This is a genomic window from Streptomyces sp. sk2.1 (assembly GCF_008120935.1).
Classification (GTDB): domain Bacteria; phylum Actinomycetota; class Actinomycetes; order Streptomycetales; family Streptomycetaceae; genus Streptomyces.
The window spans coordinates 137180-153521 of the sequence record NZ_RDBO01000083.1; the positions used below are offsets into that span (position 1 = coordinate 137180).

General features: G+C 72.0%; 15 protein-coding genes and 1 pseudogene. 8 read left to right on the forward strand and 8 right to left on the reverse strand.

Features of this window, described 5'->3' with window-relative positions; all coding sequences use genetic code 11:
* The first annotated feature begins 207 nt into the window (after positions 1-207).
* Positions 208-966, forward strand: coding sequence for a MerR family transcriptional regulator (locus EAO76_RS37460; RefSeq protein ID WP_148840683.1), 759 nt, complete (start codon positions 208-210; stop codon positions 964-966).
* A 172-nt stretch (positions 967-1138) separates the two neighbouring features.
* Here the strand turns inward: EAO76_RS37460 and EAO76_RS37465 are convergent.
* A pseudogene (locus EAO76_RS37465) lies at positions 1139-1541 on the reverse strand (YbjQ family protein).
* Positions 1542-1710: 169 nt separating this feature from the next.
* Between EAO76_RS37465 and EAO76_RS37470 the strand changes: the two are divergent.
* Entirely contained in the window at positions 1711-2424 is a 714-nt protein-coding gene (locus EAO76_RS37470; RefSeq protein ID WP_148840684.1) for a DedA family protein, read from the forward strand.
* A gap of 175 nt (positions 2425-2599) precedes the next feature.
* On the opposite strand, the gene EAO76_RS37475 is transcribed toward EAO76_RS37470, so the two are convergent.
* Both EAO76_RS37475 and EAO76_RS37480 read right to left on the reverse strand, forming a co-directional pair.
* Positions 2600-4312 carry a threonine/serine exporter ThrE family protein gene (locus tag EAO76_RS37475; RefSeq protein WP_148840685.1) on the reverse strand — a complete coding sequence of 571 codons (1713 nt, stop codon included), beginning with the start codon at positions 4310-4312 and terminating at the stop codon, positions 2600-2602.
* A gap of 387 nt (positions 4313-4699) precedes the next feature.
* Positions 4700-5194 (reverse strand): inorganic diphosphatase, encoded by a 495-nt coding sequence (locus tag EAO76_RS37480; protein WP_003968257.1) that lies wholly within the window; start codon positions 5192-5194, stop codon positions 4700-4702.
* 86 nt (positions 5195-5280) lie between these two features.
* Here EAO76_RS37480 and dacB point away from each other — a divergent pair, with 86 nt between their 5' ends.
* From dacB to folE, 6 genes are all read left to right on the forward strand, one after another.
* The gene (gene dacB, locus EAO76_RS37485; RefSeq protein ID WP_376038930.1) at positions 5281-6783 is read left to right on the forward strand and encodes a D-alanyl-D-alanine carboxypeptidase/D-alanyl-D-alanine-endopeptidase; all 1503 of its coding nucleotides are present in this window, start codon (positions 5281-5283) and stop codon (positions 6781-6783) included.
* Positions 6784-6877: 94 nt separating this feature from the next.
* Positions 6878-8008 (forward strand): zinc-dependent metalloprotease, encoded by a 1131-nt coding sequence (locus EAO76_RS37490; RefSeq protein ID WP_148840687.1) that lies wholly within the window; start codon positions 6878-6880, stop codon positions 8006-8008.
* Positions 8009-8260: 252 nt separating this feature from the next.
* Complete coding sequence (gene tilS / locus EAO76_RS37495) at positions 8261-9343, forward strand: tRNA lysidine(34) synthetase TilS (protein ID WP_148840688.1); 1083 nt, start codon at positions 8261-8263, stop codon at positions 9341-9343.
* A 100-nt stretch (positions 9344-9443) separates the two neighbouring features.
* Positions 9444-9983, forward strand: coding sequence for a hypoxanthine phosphoribosyltransferase (hpt, locus tag EAO76_RS37500; RefSeq protein WP_072487175.1), 540 nt, complete (start codon positions 9444-9446; stop codon positions 9981-9983).
* A 223-nt stretch (positions 9984-10206) separates the two neighbouring features.
* Complete coding sequence (gene ftsH / locus EAO76_RS37505; RefSeq protein ID WP_148840689.1) at positions 10207-12237, forward strand: ATP-dependent zinc metalloprotease FtsH; 2031 nt, start codon at positions 10207-10209, stop codon at positions 12235-12237.
* A gap of 154 nt (positions 12238-12391) precedes the next feature.
* Positions 12392-12997, forward strand: a complete 606-nt coding sequence (folE, locus tag EAO76_RS37510; RefSeq protein ID WP_148840690.1) for a GTP cyclohydrolase I FolE — start codon at positions 12392-12394, stop codon at positions 12995-12997.
* A gap of 88 nt (positions 12998-13085) precedes the next feature.
* Here the strand turns inward: folE and EAO76_RS37515 are convergent, their stop codons facing one another.
* From EAO76_RS37515 to folP, 5 genes are all read right to left on the reverse strand, one after another.
* On the reverse strand, positions 13086-13568 hold the full coding sequence (locus tag EAO76_RS37515; RefSeq protein ID WP_148840691.1) for a DUF3180 domain-containing protein: 483 nt from the start codon (positions 13566-13568) through the stop codon (positions 13086-13088).
* A 129-nt stretch (positions 13569-13697) separates the two neighbouring features.
* Entirely contained in the window at positions 13698-14309 is a 612-nt protein-coding gene (folK, locus tag EAO76_RS37520; protein ID WP_148840692.1) for a 2-amino-4-hydroxy-6-hydroxymethyldihydropteridine diphosphokinase, read from the reverse strand.
* Positions 14306-14665, reverse strand: a complete 360-nt coding sequence (gene folB / locus EAO76_RS37525; RefSeq protein WP_148840693.1) for a dihydroneopterin aldolase — start codon at positions 14663-14665, stop codon at positions 14306-14308. Before folB ends, folK begins: the two co-directional genes overlap by 4 nt.
* 246 nt (positions 14666-14911) lie before the next feature.
* On the reverse strand, positions 14912-15394 hold the full coding sequence (locus tag EAO76_RS37530; RefSeq protein ID WP_148840694.1) for a nuclear transport factor 2 family protein: 483 nt from the start codon (positions 15392-15394) through the stop codon (positions 14912-14914).
* On the reverse strand, positions 15391-16251 hold the full coding sequence (folP, locus tag EAO76_RS37535; RefSeq protein WP_148840695.1) for a dihydropteroate synthase: 861 nt from the start codon (positions 16249-16251) through the stop codon (positions 15391-15393). The genes EAO76_RS37530 and folP overlap by 4 nt, the downstream gene beginning before the upstream one ends.
* Positions 16252-16342: the final 91 nt, after the last annotated feature.

The window sequence follows — 16342 nt, forward strand, 5'->3', positions numbered from 1 at the left end:
GCCCCGGCGGGCGAGAGGGTGGACCCGGTGGGCGGGGGAGAATCGGTGGCCACCGGCTCACCATAACGGCGCAAAAGCCGCATAACCCTCCTGGTGGTGGCGAACGTGACGGCGTCGGCGGGCGCGACGGCGTTCCGGCTTGCACCTCACGCGACGTCAGGACCCAGCATCGGGACGTACCCGGGACGGAGAAGGGAGCGGGGAGCCATGGACTACTCCGTGGGACAGGTCGCCGAATTCGCCGGAGTCACGGTGCGCACCCTGCACCACTACGACGGCATCGGGCTGCTCTCGCCCGGCGGGCGCAGCCACGCCGGTCACCGCCGTTACGACGACGGCGACCTCGACCGGCTCCAGCGGATCCTGTTCTACCGGGAGCTGGGCTTCCCGCTCGACCGGATCGCGGTACTGCTCGACGACCCGGAGGCGGACCCGCAGGAACACCTGCACCGCCAGCACCGGATGCTGACCGACCGGATCGCCGAGCTCCGGAAGATGGCCGACGCCGTCGAGAAAGCCATGGAGGCACGGAAGATGGGCATCAACCTCACACCCGAGGAGAAGTTCGAGGTCTTCGGGGACAAGGACCCCGAGATGCACGCGGAGGAGGCCGGGCGCCGCTGGGGCGGCACCGACGCGTACGCCGAGTCGCAGCGCCGCGCCGCGTCGTACACCAAGGACGACTGGAAGCGGATGCAGGCGGAGGCCGCCGAATGGGGCGCCGCCTACGGCGCGCTGATGGAGGCCGGCGAACCGGCCACCGGCGAGCGCGCGATGGACCTGGCCGAGGAGCACCGCCGCCGCATCATCGGCCGGTTCTACGAGTGCGGCCCCGAGATGCACCGGGGGCTCGGCGAGATGTACGTGTCCGACCCGAGGTTCCGGGCGTACTACGAGGCGATCCGGCCGGGGATGGCCGAGCACCTGCGGGACGCGATCGAGGCCAACGCCGAACGCCTGGCGTGACCGGGCGGCGGGGCCCCGGCGGGACGCTCCGGGGCGCCCCGCCGAGACCCCGCGGCCGCCGCCGACCGGGCTTCCCCGGTCACGGCCGCCGGCCGGCCCCGCTCTCGCCGGGCTCCGGCCCCGCCGGGCCCCGGTCGGGCCGGAGCCGTGGCCCCCGCCCGGCCCCCACCGGTCACGTCCGGCTGATCACGGCCGCCGTGCCGTACGCGCAGACCTCGGTGCCCACGTCGGCCGCCTCGGTCACGTCGAAGCGCATCATCAGCACCGCGTTGGCGCCCCGCGCCCTGGCCTGCTCGACGAGCCGCTCCATCGCCTGGTTCCGGATCTCGACGAGGGTCTTGGTCAGCCCCTTCAGTTCGCCGCCGATCATGGACTTCAGCCCGGCGCCGATCTGGCTGCCCAGATGGCGAGTGGGGTCTCCCCGCTCGAGCGCAGCCGAGAGCTCGGGGAAGGACTGTCAGGCCGAACACCTCCCCGATCACCTGCGTCACCCGGTGACCCGGAACGTCGTTCGTCGTGACGACCAGGACGTCGGACTGGGCCGCCTGTCCGCCGCCGTAATCCTCAATGCCCATCGTGTGGCACCTCCTGGAGACAGCTTTGTCCCGGTTGGTCCGGAGTGCATCTCCGGCCGGGACGGTGCGCGCCCTCGTGCGGGCCATCTGGAACCCGGGGGAGTCGTTCCACGTTGATAGCTTTGGGCGGCCACGCAGCCGTCATCGATCGATCCAGGAGCCCGGACCCTTGAATACGCTTGCGCTCGGACCGAGCTGGCTGGACCCGGACTATCTCATCGGGCAGTTCGGACTGCTCGGTGTGCTGGTCATCGTCTTCGCGGAATCCGGTCTGCTGATCGGTTTCTTCCTGCCCGGAGACTCCCTGCTGTTCACCACGGGTCTGCTGGTGACCGCGGGCAAGCTGCACACACCGCTCTGGCTGGTCTGCGTCCTGGTGGCGCTGGCGGCGATCATCGGCGACCAGGTGGGCTACCTCTTCGGCCGCAAGGTCGGCCCGGCGCTCTTCAACCGTCCGGACTCCCGCTTCTTCAAGCAGGAGAACGTCGAGAAGGCGCACGAGTTCTTCGAGAAGTACGGGCCGAAGTCACTGATCCTGGCCCGCTTCGTGCCCATCGTGCGTACGTTCACGCCGATCATCGCCGGTGTGAGCCGGATGAACTACCGCTCGTTCATCGTGTTCAACATCATCGGCGGAGTCCTCTGGGGCGTCGGCGTCACGCTGCTCGGCGCGGCCCTCGGCAAGATCGAGTTCGTCCACCAGAACATCGAGGCGATCCTCATCCTGATCGTGCTCATCTCGGTGGTGCCGATCGCGATCGAGTTCCTGCGGGCCCGCTCCAGGTCGAAGAAGGAAGCGGCGGCGGGCGGCGGCGAGGGCCAGGGCCCGGCCGTCGGAAACGCCCCCTCCACGGGCCAGCGAGGCCGCCACGCCAAACGCTGACCCGCAGCCGTCACACCACCCGGGCCGACCCGCAGCACACGAGCGGGTCGGCCCGAGTCGTGCGTACGGGCCGGAGGCCGAGTCGTACGTACGGACCCCGAGGCCCGAGCCGTACGCGCGGACCGGGGGCCGGGGCCGCGGTCCGGTCGTCGCGGGCCGGGCCGGGCCGGGGCGGTCAGAAGCCGCGCGTCCGCTTGGCCGCGCGGCGGTTCGCCCCGCCGACCGCTCCCGGCACCCGCATGAACAGCCGGGAGATCTCGCCCCCCAGGTTCACCCCGATCGCGATGGCCAGCGCCGTGGCCACCGCGGTCGACAGCGAGGCGAGCCCGGCGTTCACCCGCCCCTGGGCCACGGCCAGCAGACCGAAGTACGTGGCCGAACCGGGCAGCAGCGGACCGATCGCCGCCGTGATGAACGGCAGCGACGAGGTGTACCGGTAGCGCGAGAACAGCTGCCCGAACAGACCCACCAGACCGGCCGCCGTCGCGGTCGCCAGCACCGGCGAGATGTCGCCGGTCCTGGCCATCGCCCCGTAGATCACCCAGGCGACGGCGCCGTTGAGAGTCACCGCGAGCACCGTGGACCGGTCCTGCTGGAGCAGGATCGCGAAGGCGAAACAGAGCGCCATCGACGCCAGGATCTGCACCACCGGCCGGTCGTGGGGGATGAACCTGGCCTCGGGGTTCAGCTGGGCGCCCAGCTGGAGCCCCAGGTACAGCACGAGCAGCACGCCGACGACGATGCCGATGAACAGGTACATGACTTCGAGCAGCCGCGCGGCCGCGGTGATGTAGAAACCGGTCAGCCCGTCCTGCACGCCCGCCACCAGGGCCCGCCCCGGCAGCAGCGCGAACAGCCCACCGGTGATCACCGCCGAGGGCCGTACGTCCGACCAGTGGGTGAGGGTCAGTGCCACGCCCATCGCGGCGGGCGGCATCGCGGCCACCACGAACTGGTAGAACTCCGGCAGCCCCCGCCCGGCGCAGAGCCAGGCCAGCCGGTCGCCGAGCATCGCGCCGACCGCGGCCACCAGGAACACCAGCGGACCACCGCCGACCAGCACCGAGGCCGCCCCCGCGAGACCGCCGCCGGCCAGCGTCAGCACCCAGCCGGAGTACGGGTGGCGGTTGCGGCGGATCTCCGCCAGCCGCCGGTACGCCTCCTCCAGCGAGACCTCGACGTCCTCGGAGGTGATGTCGTCGATGAGCCGGAAGACCGCGGCCAGCCGGGTGTAGTCGGTGCCGCGACGGCGCACGGTGCGGCTCGCCGTCACCGGGTCGTCGACCAGCGAGGGCTGGTGCGAGATCGACAGCAGGGTGAAGGTGACGGTCGGCTCGCTGCGGTCCAGGCCGTAGCTGCGGGTCACCGCGAACATGGCCGCCTCGACGTCCTCGGCGCCCTCGCCGCCCGCCAGCAGCAGCTCCCCGATGCGCAGCGTCAGGTCGAGCACGCGCGGCACCGCGGGCCCCACGTCGTCGGACTTCTGAGCCGTCTCGGGCGCCGGGCGCTCGGCGACCGGCATCCGCAGCATCGTGCGCATCCGGTCCTGCCAGGGAGCCTCCTTGGTCAGCCGGATCATCGGTATGCCCTGGGCCGGGGTGAAGGCGGGCGGCGAGTTCTGGGCGCCGTAGGTGCTCGGCGGGGCGAAGGCGGAGCCGACCGGGTCCTGGCCCGAACCCTGCCCCGAGCCCGGACCGGAACCGGAAGCGGAACCGGCGCCCGCCCCCGGGGCGTCCGTCAGACCGGCCGGAACGGCGAACTCCGACGTCGGATGGTCGTCCTCGGGCACGGATGTGCGCTGCTCCACCCCGGCAGGCGGTACGAAGGCGCTGCGCGCCTCGTCGGACTGGGGCTTCTGGTCCTCCGGACCGCCCGGTTCCGCCACCACTGACCCTCGCTCCTCGTCACTACCGCGCGTCCATGGCTGCGCTTGTGCCCAGTATGGCCACGGACAAGCCCGCGGACGCCAGAAGATCCGGGACGGGCACGGGGAGGGTCTTCCAGGGGCCGGTCCGCGGGCCCCGGAACGGTCGCGGGCCCCGTGCGCCGGGCGGGTACGCGGAACGGGCGGCACTCCCACGGAAGGAGTACCGCCCGTTCCCGTACGGAACCGCAAGCGGAACCATGTCGCGCACCTCGGTCACGTGCCTCGGTTCACGCGCCGAAACCCGCGTACGCCGGTTCACGCACGTCGGCTCGCGTACGTCGGCTCACCCGCCGGAGCCCGCACGCCGCGGCGCACGCGCCGCGGCCGGACACCGGCCACGAGCCGGTGTCAGTGCGCGCCGCCCTGCGCCTCAAGACGCTTGTAGGACGCCTCGATCTCGGCCTCGGCCTCGGCGCGGCCGACCCAGTCGGCACCCTCGACCGACTTGCCGGGCTCCAGGTCCTTGTAGACCTCGAAGAAGTGCTGGATCTCCAGGCGGTCGAACTCCGACACGTGGTGGATGTCGCGCAGGTGCTCCACCCGGGGGTCGGAGGCCGGCACGCACAGCAGCTTGTCGTCGCCGCCGGCCTCGTCCGTCATCCGGAACATGCCGATGGCACGGCACTTGATGAGGCAGCCGGGGAAGGTCGGCTCGTCCAGGATGACCAGCGCGTCCAGCGGGTCGCCGTCCTCGCCGAGGGTGTTCTCGACGAAGCCGTAGTCCGCCGGGTAGCTGGTCGAGGTGAAGAGTCGACGGTCCAGGCGGATCCGACCGGTCTCGTGGTCCACCTCGTACTTGTTCCGCGAACCCTTCGGGATCTCGATGGTGACGTCGAACTCCACGGGTGGCTCCTCCATGATCAACACATACGACTGGTGATTAAGTGTCCCCCACGCAGATGTGTGCTCGCGAAAGGGGCTGGTCAACGGTGGACGAGCCGGTGAAAAGACCGTCGGTCAATCCGCTGGACAAGCTGATCCGGCTCACCCGTCGGGGTGCCGTGACCAGGTTGAAGGGACTGAACGACCGACAGTTCACCGCCGTGTCCGCCGGGCTCGGCCTGGTGCTCGCGGCCGGCGTCGTCCTTGCCGCCGGCCCCTGGGACTCGGGTCAGCGTAAGGCCGAGCGGGACTGGGCCGCCGCCCGTAACCACACAGGTGGCGCACATCACGGCACCGGCACCCCCGACGGGCCCGCGCCCGCGCCCAGCGCCCCGGCCGTCCTCGCCGCCCTCACCCCCGTCGACAACGCCGCCCCGGACGCCCGGCACACCCCCGACAGCGTGGCACCGGACCTCCGCGCCGCCCTCGACCCGCTGCTGAAGGCCCCCGCCCTGGGCACCCGGCACACCGCCGTCGTCATCGACACCGCCGACGGCACCCGGCTGTACGGCCGGGGCGCCGACCTGCCCATGACCCCCGCCTCCACCGTCAAGATCGCCACCGCGGCCGCCGCGCTGAGCGCGCTCGGTCCCGACCACCGCATCGCCACGAAGGTCCTGGTCTCCCCCGACCACCGCCGGATCACCCTGGTCGGCGGCGGCGACCCCACCCTCGACCGGGCGGCCCTGCGCACGCTCGCCACCGGCACCGCGCGCGCCCTGAAGGACCACGGCGTCGACCGGGCCCGCCTCTCGTACGACACCTCCCGCTACTCCGGACCCGCGCGCCACCCGATCGGCCCCAACGAGAACATCGCGCCGGTCAGCGCCCTGATGATCGACGAGGGCAGGCTCGACGACACCGACAGCGGACCCGCCCCGCGCAGCGACGACCCGGCGAAGGACGCCGCCGAAGCCTTCGCGAGGCTCCTCGACGACGCCGGGGTCGACACCGGGTCCGGGCCGGGGCACGGCCGCCCGGCCGCCGGGTCCCGGCAGGTCGCCCAGCACCTCTCCGCCCCCCTCTCCGCCCTGGTCGAACGCGCCCTGACCAACAGCGACAACGACATCGCCGAGGCGCTCGCCCGGCAGACCGCCATCAAGGCGGGCCGCCCCGCCGACTTCGCCGGCGCCCGACGGGCCGTCACCGAGCAGCTCGGGAAGCTCCGCCTCCCGCTGACCGGGGCCGTCCTCGCCGACGGCAGCGGACTGGACCGCAAGGACAAGGTCACCGCCCGGCTGCTGGCCGGCCTCCTCGCCCGCGCCGCCGACCCGGCCCACCCCGAACTGCGCCCCGTCCTCACCGGCCTGCCCGTGGCCGGCTTCACCGGCACGCTCAGCGACCGCTACACCGGGAAGTCCGCGGGAACCGGCCTGGTCCGGGCCAAGACCGGCACCCTCACCGGCGTGAACACCCTCGCCGGAACGGTCGTCGACGGACAGGGCCGGCTGCTCGCCTTCGCCTTCCTGGCATCGGGCACCACCTCCCCGTCCGACGCCCAGTCCTCCCTCGACGCGCTCGCCACCAGCCTGGCCACCCGCACCCGTTGAGGCCCCGCCGGGCGGCCCGGCCCGGACCGCCCCGACAGAATCCGGGCCGGTCGACACCGCACCGCGGACGGGGCCGAGCACGTACGGTTGACGCATGACGAGCATCGGTGGTGCCCAGATGGTCGACTGGAACCTCGCGGTCGCGACCGCGACCCGACTTGTCCGGCCGGGGCCGGAGATCAGCCGGGAGGAGGCCCGTGAGGTCGTCGCCGAGCTGCGCCGGCACGCCAGGGCCTCGGAGGAGCACGTCCGCTCCTTCACCCGGATGATCCCCGAGGGGGCCGAACCGGAGGACACCCCGGTCCTGGTCGTGGACCGGGCGGGCTGGATCAAGGCCAACGTCGCGGGCTTCCGCGAACTGCTCGGCCCGCTCCTGGGCAAGATGCAGGACCGGCGCGCGGGCACCGCCGGCGGCGCCGTGCTCGGCGCGGTCGGCGGCAAGGTGACCGGCGTCGAGGTGGGGATGCTGCTGTCGTTCCTGGCCTCCCGGGTCCTCGGCCAGTACGAGACCTTCGCCCCCGCCACCCGCGAGCTGCCCGCCTCGACCGGCGGCGGCAGGCTCCTGCTGGTCGCCCCCAACATCGTCCACGTCGAGCGCGAACTCGACGTGGACCCGCACGACTTCCGGCTCTGGGTCGCGCTCCACGAGGAGACCCACCGCACCCAGTTCACCGGAGTGCCCTGGCTCCGCGACCACCTCCAGGGCGAGATCCAGTCATTCCTCGACGAGACCGACATCGACCCGATGACCGTCCTGGAACGGCTCCGCGAGGCCGCCCAGTCGCTGGCCGGGGGCCGCCCCGAGGGCGAGACCGGCGAGGACGGCGGACGCAGCCTGGTCGAACTCGTCCAGACCCCCTCGCAGCGGGAGATCCTCGGCCGGCTCACCGCCGTGATGTCCCTGCTCGAAGGCCACGCCGACTACGTGATGGACGGGGTCGGACCCGAGGTCGTCTCCTCCGTCGGCGAGATCCGGGAGAAGTTCCAGCAGCGCAGGGCGCGCGGCGCGAGCCGCCTCGACCAGGCGCTGCGCAAGCTCCTCGGGCTCGACGCGAAGCTGCGCCAGTACCGCGACGGCGAGCGATTCGTCCGCGCCGTGGTCGACGAGGTCGGCATGGACGGCTTCAACCGGGTGTGGACCTCGCCGAACACCCTGCCGACGAAGGCGGAGATCGCGAAACCGGCGGACTGGGTCGCGCGGGTGCACCGCAGGGCGGAGCCGTGAGCGCGGCGGGCCCGCCGGCGGACGACGGGGAACGCCCGGCGGCAGGCACCGGGGCGTCGCGGGCCCGACGGCGGGCGCCCCGAACGAGAACGCGCCGGTAATCACCCATCCGAGGGACCGTAGGGGCACGGGAAGGCGTGCAATGCTCGATGGACGTCTTGCCTCTGTCACCATCGACGCACTCTGAGTGACGGCCCGTCTTCCGTCCGCCACTTCGAGGCATCTCCCAAAACTTCACGAAGGGCACCGGACATGGGTCCCCATCCTGCGGTCGCGGCGATACGCCTGGCGGTCCGCCGCGTACTCCACGACGTACTCACCGAGCACACCCGAAGCGCCGGAGACCTCCGGCACACCCCGCACCCCGAGCTCGCCGAAGCCGGTGCGGGCAGGCAGCGCGCCGCACTCCCCGAACGCCCCGACACCCCGCTGGTGCTGGTGGCCTGTTCCGGCGGCGCCGACTCCATGGCACTCGCCTCCGCCCTCGCCTTCGAGGCCCGCAAACTCGACGTCCGGGCCGGCGGCATCACCGTCGACCACGGCCTCCAGGACGGCTCCGGAGCCCGGGCCGCCGAGGTCGTCGACCGCCTCACCGCCATGCACCTCGACCCGGTCGAGGCCGTGGCCGTGCGGGTCGGCCGGGAGGGCGGCCCCGAGGCCGCGGCCCGCGACGCCCGCTACGCCGCCCTGGACGCGGCGGCCGAGCGGCACGGCGCCGCCGCCGTCCTGCTCGGGCACACCCGTGACGACCAGGCGGAGACCGTGCTGCTCGGTCTCGCCCGCGGCTCCGGCATCCGCTCGCTCTCCGGAATGGCCGCCGCGTCCGGACCGGCCGGCCGCTACCGCCGCCCCTTCCTCCAGCTCGACCGCCAGACCGCCCGCAAGGCCTGCCTCGTCCAGTCCCTGCCCGTCTGGGACGACCCGCACAACACCGACCCCGCCTACACCCGCTCCCGACTGCGCCACGAGGGTCTGCCCGCCCTGGAGAAGGCGCTCGGGAAAGGGGTGGTCGAGGCCCTCGCCCGCACGGCCCAGCTCTCCCGCGACGACGCGGACGCCCTGGACACCTGGGCCGCCGAGGCCGACCGGACCGTACGGGACGACGCCGGCCGCCTGGAGTGCGCCAAGCTCTTCGCCCTGCCCCCCGCCGTGCGCCGCCGGGTGCTGCGCCGGGCCGTGATGGAGGCGGGTTCCCCGGCCGGATCGCTCTTCGCCCGGCACATCGAGGAAGTCGACCGGCTGATCACCGGATGGCGCGGCCAACAGGCCATCAACCTGCCCGGACGGGTCGAAGCCCGGCGGCAGGGTGGCAGACTGGTCATTCGGCAGAGCTGAAGCACGGGCGGTCGGCACGCAGCGGACGGCCGCACAGGTCGCGGGGCGGCGCCCCGCGACCGGCAGCGCAGAGAAAGAGACGCGGGTGAACGAGAAGGACATGGGCACCGACCTCCAGTCGGTGCTCCTCACCAAGGAAGAGATCGACGCGAAGCTCGTCGAGCTGGCCGCGAAGATCGACGCGGAGTACGCGGGCAAGGACCTGCTCATCGTCGGCGTCCTCAAGGGCGCGGTCATGGTGATGGCGGACCTGGCGCGCGCGCTGTCCACCCCCGTCACCATGGACTGGATGGCCGTCTCGTCGTACGGCGCGGGCACCCAGTCCTCCGGAGTGGTCCGGATCCTCAAGGACCTGGACACCGACATCAAGGGCAAGCACGTCCTGATCGTCGAGGACATCATCGACTCGGGCCTGACCCTGTCCTGGCTGATGTCGAACCTCGGCTCGCGCGAGCCGGCGTCCCTGGAGATCTGCACCCTGCTGCGCAAGCCGGACGCGGCCAAGGTCGCGCTCGACTGCAAGTGGGTCGGTTTCGACATCCCCAACGAGTTCGTCGTCGGATACGGGCTGGACTACGCGGAGAAGTACCGCAACCTCCCCTTCGTCGGCACCCTCGCCCCGCACGTCTACGGCGGCTGACCGCCGCCCGACCCCTCGCCCGGCCCGGACGCCCGGACCGGCCGGGGCCGACGGCGGGGAACCTTTCACCGGATTCCCTTCGTTGAGCTCCGGAAGACGGGTTTCGACAGACGCACCCGGCGGTCCCAGGTGACAATGCTGGGGTACCGTCCGAAGAACAGTCTTTTCTCACAGCAGCATTTACCTACGGGCAGGAGGGACGGGGCGGCTTCGCCCCGTATGGATGGACGTGAAGCGATACTTCCGTGGGCCGGTCATGTGGATCGTGCTGGCCGTCCTCGCCGTGGTCGTGTTGATGCAGGTCGTCGGCTCGTCGGGCGGCCACAAATCGGTGGACACCGGCAAGGTGATCCAGGCGATCAGCAAGGACCAGGTGGAGCAGGCCAAGCTGACCACCGGTGACGAACAGATCATCAAGATCGAGCTGAAGAAGGGCCAGAAGCTCCCGGGCGAGTCCGGAAGCAAGTTCCAGGCGAACTACATCGGCAACCAGGGCGTCGAGCTCGCCGACACACTGCAGAAGAAGTTCGAGAGCGGCCAGATCGACAAGGGCTACACCGTCTCGCCGTCGAAGCAGTCCCCGTTCATCTCGATCCTCCTGACGCTGCTGCCCTTCATCCTGATCGTGGTCGTCTTCCTGTTCCTGATGAACCAGATGCAGGGCGGCGGCTCCCGGGTGATGCAGTTCGGGAAGTCCAAGGCCAAGCTGATCACCAAGGACACCCCGAAGACGACGTTCGCCGACGTGGCGGGGTCCGACGAGGCCGTCGAGGAGCTCCAGGAGATCAAGGAGTTCCTCCAGGAGCCGGCGAAGTTCCAGGCCGTCGGCGCCAAGATCCCCAAGGGCGTCCTGCTGTACGGGCCTCCCGGTACCGGCAAGACGCTGCTCGCGCGCGCCGTCGCCGGCGAGGCGGGCGTCCCCTTCTACTCGATCTCCGGCTCCGACTTCGTCGAGATGTTCGTCGGTGTCGGCGCCAGCCGGGTCCGCGACCTCTTCGAGCAGGCCAAGGCGAACGCCCCGGCGATCGTCTTCGTCGACGAGATCGACGCCGTCGGCCGGCACCGCGGTGCCGGCATGGGCGGCGGTCACGACGAGCGCGAGCAGACGCTCAACCAGCTGCTCGTCGAGATGGACGGCTTCGACGTGAAGGGCGGCGTCATCCTGATCGCCGCCACGAACCGGCCGGACATCCTCGACCCGGCGCTGCTGCGCCCGGGCCGCTTCGACCGGCAGATCGCGGTCGACCGGCCGGACATGCAGGGCCGCCTGGAGATCCTCAAGGTGCACCAGAAGGGCAAGCCGGTCGCGAAGGACGTCGATCTCGGCGCCGTCGCCCGCCGCACGCCCGGCTTCACCGGTGCCGACCTGTCGAACGTGCTGAACGAGGCCGCGCTCCTCACGGCGCGCGGCAACCAGAAGCTGATCGACAACAAGATGCTCGACGAGGCCATCGACCGCGTCGTGGCGGGCCCGCAGAAGCGGACCCGGATCATGTCCGAGAAGGAGAAGAAGATCACCGCGTACCACGAGGGCGGACACGCCCTGGTCGCGGCGGCCTCTCCCCAGGCGGACCCGGTCCACAAGATCACGATCCTCTCCCGCGGCCGTGCCCTCGGTTACACGATGGTGCTCCCGGAGGAGGACAAGTACTCCACGACGCGCAACGAGATGCTCGACCAGCTGGCCTACATGCTGGGCGGGCGCGCGGCCGAGGAGCTGGTCTTCCACGACCCGACCACCGGTGCGGCCAACGACATCGAGAAGGCCACCGCGACGGCCCGTGCGATGGTCACGCAGTACGGCATGACGGAGCGGCTCGGCGCGATCAAGTTCGGCGGCGACAACACCGAACCCTTCGTGGGCCGTGAGATGGGCCACCAGCGCGACTACTCGGAAGAGGTCGCGGCGCTCGTCGACGAAGAGGTCAAGAAGCTCATCGAGACCGCCCACAACGACGCGTGGGAGATCCTCGTCGAGAACCGCGACGTGCTGGACAACCTGGTCCTCCAGCTCCTGGAGAAGGAGACGCTCGGCAAGGAGGAGATCGCCGAGATCTTCGCCCCGATCGTGAAGCGCCCGGCCCGCCCGGCGTGGACCGGTTCCTCCCGGCGCACCCCGTCGACGCGTCCGCCGGTGCTCTCGCCGAAGGAGCTCGCCCTCACCAACGGCACCACCACGGCGAACGGCTCGGCCACCCCCGCGGACGCCGCCCCGGCCACCGAGGCGGTCCCGGAGGAGCGCCCCGAGGCCTGACCCGCCCGTTCCCGCGTGTGGCCCCTCTCACGGGGTCGCGCGGGGCCCGGAATGGAAGCCGCGCCCCCACAGGTTCTAGCCTGTGGGGGCGCGGCTTTTCCGTACAACCGTGCGGAGACGTGCGCGGGTGACAGCTCAGAGGAACGAGGCACAGATGACCGACCCGGTGACGCTGGACGGCCAGGGCTCGATCGGCGAGTTCGACGAGAAGCGGGCCGAGGCGGCGGTACGCGAACTTCTCATCGCGGTGGGCGAGGATCCGGACCGCGAGGGATTGCGGGAGACGCCGGCCCGGGTGGCACGGGCGTACAAGGAGATATTCGCGGGTCTGTACCAGGAGCCCGAGGACGTCCTCACGACCACGTTCGACCTGGGTCACGACGAGATGGTCCTGGTCAAGGACATCGAAGTTTTCTCGACCTGTGAACATCATCTGGTGCCGTTCAGGGGCGTCGCGCACGTCGGGTACATTCCGGCCACCACCGGGAAGATCACCGGTCTGTCGAAGCTGGCCCGGCTCGTCGACGTCTACGCCCGCCGTCCGCAGGTGCAGGAGCGGCTGACCACCCAGATCGCCGAGTCCCTGATGGAGATCCTGGAGCCGCGCGGGGTCATCGTCGTCATCGAGTGCGAGCACATGTGCATGTCGATGCGCGGCATCCGCAAGCCGGGGGCGAAGACGCTGACCTCGGCGGTGCGCGGGCAGCTGCGCGACCCCGCGACGCGCGCCGAGGCCATGAGCCTGATCATGGCGAGCTGACCCGGAGCGGCCAAACGGGCGCCGACGGCACCCGCCCGCACGGCCGCCCCGGTCCGGACCGGGGCGGCCGGGACCGGTCGGAGAGGTCCTAAGCGGTCGCCGAGTTCCTGTCGTCGTTGTCGTCGTCCGGGAGCTTGCAGATGCGTTCCAGCCAGAGGGCCGCGGCGACGACCGCGATGCCGGCCAGGACCGCGAAGCCCGCGTAGATCGCCTGGTCGCGGCGGGCCGGTACGTCGAGGGAGCCGAGCAGGAAGACGCCGACGCCGCCGTACATGCCGGAGACCAGGGCGGAGACCAGGGCGCTGGCCTGGCCGAAGACGACCGCCCGGGCGGCCATCAGGGGTTCGACGCCCTTGGCTCCCGGGCGGCGTTCGCGCTGGGCGCGCAGCCGGGAGCGGATCGAGAACGCCGTGGCCAGCAGGATGACGGCGATCACCGCGAGCACGATCGGTGCGGCGAGGGGAACGCTCGGCAGACTGCCCAGGGAGTCCCAGAGGCGGGCGCCGCTCCAGGAGAGCACTCCGGCCGCGGCGAAGAGGCCCGCCAGTACCCCGAGCCGTAGTTGCTTCACCGAGTGGTCCGCCCTTCGCCGCAGTGGTCCGTGTGCCGGTGGCCGGTCCCGGCGGCACGGACGAGGTCCGCGCCGCCGGGGCCGGGCCCGCCCGCGGCGGACCCTTTCCGTGTCCGTCGAGCCTAACGACTACTCGGGCAGACGGAGTTCCAGGTCGGGCCGGGGCAGCACGCCCTCCCGGCCGACGGCGGCCAGCAGCTCCGTGACGGGGCCGGCGCCGGGCAGCCGGGCCCCGGGGTCGACGTCGTGCCACGGGGCGAGGACGAAGGCCCGCTCGTGGGCCCTGGGGTGGGGGAGGGTGAGCACCGGGTCGTCGGAGACGACGTCCGCGTACGTCACGATGTCGACGTCGATGGTGCGCGGTCCCCAGCGCTCCTCGCGGACCCGGTCGAAGGCCTCCTCGACGGCCTGCCCGCGCTCCAGGAGGGACGACGGCGGCAGGGTGGTCCGCACGACGATCACCGCGTTGAAGTACGAGGGCTGGGAGCCGGGGGCGACGCCCCAGGGCTCCGTCTCGTACACCGGGGAGACCGCCTTGACCCGCAGGCCGGGGGTGTCCTCCAGGGCGTCGACGGCCCCCTGGAGGGTCTCCAGGCGGTTGCCGAGGTTGGACCCCAGGGCGATCACGGCGAGCTTGGGGTTGGACAGCGTGGTGTCCGCCGCGTCCACCTGCTCGACCACGGAGGCGGGTACCGGCTGCACGGTCGGGTCGCTCTGCCCTCCGGCGGGAAACGCGGTCATGTCCGGCTCCGGGTGATGGTGATGGTGACGTCGTCGAAGGGGACGGTGATCGGCGCGTCCGGCTTGTGCACCACGACCTCCACCTCCTCGACCCCTTCGTGCCCGAGGCACGCCTGGGCGATGCGTTCCGCGAGCGTCTCGATCAGGTCGACGGGTTCCCCCTGCACCACCTCGACGACCTCCTCCGCGACGATGCCGTAGTGCACCGTCTTGGCCAGGTCGTCGGAGGCCGCCGCGGGGCGGGTGTCGAGGCCGAGCACCAGGTCCACGATGAACGTCTGGCCCTCTTCCCGTTCCCGGGGAAAAACGCCATGGTGTCCACGGGCCTTGAGGCCGCGCAGCGCGACACGATCCACGCGAATCACTCCTGCTGTCGTTGGGCGTAGAGACACGGGGCCGCGTGCGGACGGCGAGGTGCCCTCTTTCGAATCTACCTGCGGGCACCGACAGTGCCCGCCCGCGGGGGCCGCGGGCGGGCTCCCACGGGGCTGGTAGCCGCGTATACCCGCGTCGCGGGGTTCCAACCGCTTTTCCGGGGCACGACCGCCCGCCCGGCGCCGCCGCGGGGCGCTCTCCGGCCCGGAACACGGGGGTTTCCCGGGTCAGGAGGAGGACTCCTCGTCCTCCTCCTCGCCGGTCCCGGCCAGCACGGGTGAGCCGTGGTGGGACCAGAGCTTCCAGCCGTCGGATGTGCGACGGAACACATTGGTGGCCACGACGAGTTGGCCGACCAGCGGGCCGAGCGCGCCGCCGTCCTCCGCGGGGCCGCCGCTGAGGATGTTCTCCGTGCAGGTCACCAGGGCGGTGTCACCGGTCATGGAGACCCCGACGTCGGTCAGGAAGAACTGGATGTACTCGGTGTTCGCCATGATCAGGGCGTAGCTGCGCAGCACCTCGCCGCGTCCGGTCAGCACCGGCCAGCCGGGGTGGACGCAGGAGACGGTGAGGTCCTCGCCGGGCAGCCAGAGGGCGGAGAGCTCCTCCAGGTCGCCGCGCTCCATGGCCTCGTAGAAGGCGGTGTTGGCCCGCTCCACGGCCGCGATGTCGGCGGCCGCCTCCGCGTGCTCGTCGCGGTCCCCGCTCACGCGGCTCCCTCGACGGCGCGGGCGACCCGTACGGCGTCGGCGGTGGCCCGCACCTCGTGGACCCGGACGGCCCAGGCGCCCGCGTGGGCGGCGAGCGCGGAGACCGCCGCGGTGGCGGCGTCGCGTTCGCGGGCGGGCGGTGGCGCGGCGCCCTCGCCGGCCAGTACGTGGCCGAGGAACCGCTTGCGGGAGGCGGCGACCAGCAGCGGGCGGCCCAGGGCGCGCAGCGCGTCGAGGCGGGCGACCAGGGCGAGGTCGTGGGCGGCCTCCTTGGCGAAGCCGAGGCCGGGGTCGATCACGATCCGTTCCGGCGCGATGCCGCCCTCGATCACGGCGTCCATCCGCTCCCGCAGCTCGGCGACGACCTCGGCGACGACGTCCCCGTACACCGCCCGGCTGTTCATGGACTCGCTGAAGCCGCGCCAGTGCATCACCACGAACGGTGCCCCGGCCGCGGCGACGACGGGGACCATGTCCGGGTCGGCGAGGCCGCCGCTCACGTCGTTGACCAGGGCGGCCCCGGCCGAGACGGCCTCCTCGGCGACCCGGGCCCGCATGGTGTCCACGGAGACCGTGACCCCTTCGGCCGCCAGGCCCCGGACCACCGGGACGACGCGCCGCAACTCCTCCGAGGCGTCCACCCGACTGGCGCCGGGGCGGGTGGACTCGCCGCCGACGTCGATCAGGTCGGCGCCCTGGGCGACCAGGTCGAGGCCGTGTTTGATCGCGGCCGTGGTGTCGAACCAGCGGCCCCCGTCGGAGAAGGAGTCCGGGGTCACGTTCACGACACCCATGACCGCACAGCGGTCCCACTCCGGCAGGCCACGGACCGTGCCTCGTCCACGCAACGTACTCATGCGACCAGCGTAGGCCCCGTACGGCGCGGTGCTACGCCGCGCGTACGTGCTGCTCCTGTCCGGGGGCCGGGGCGTGGGCGCAGGGCCGGGG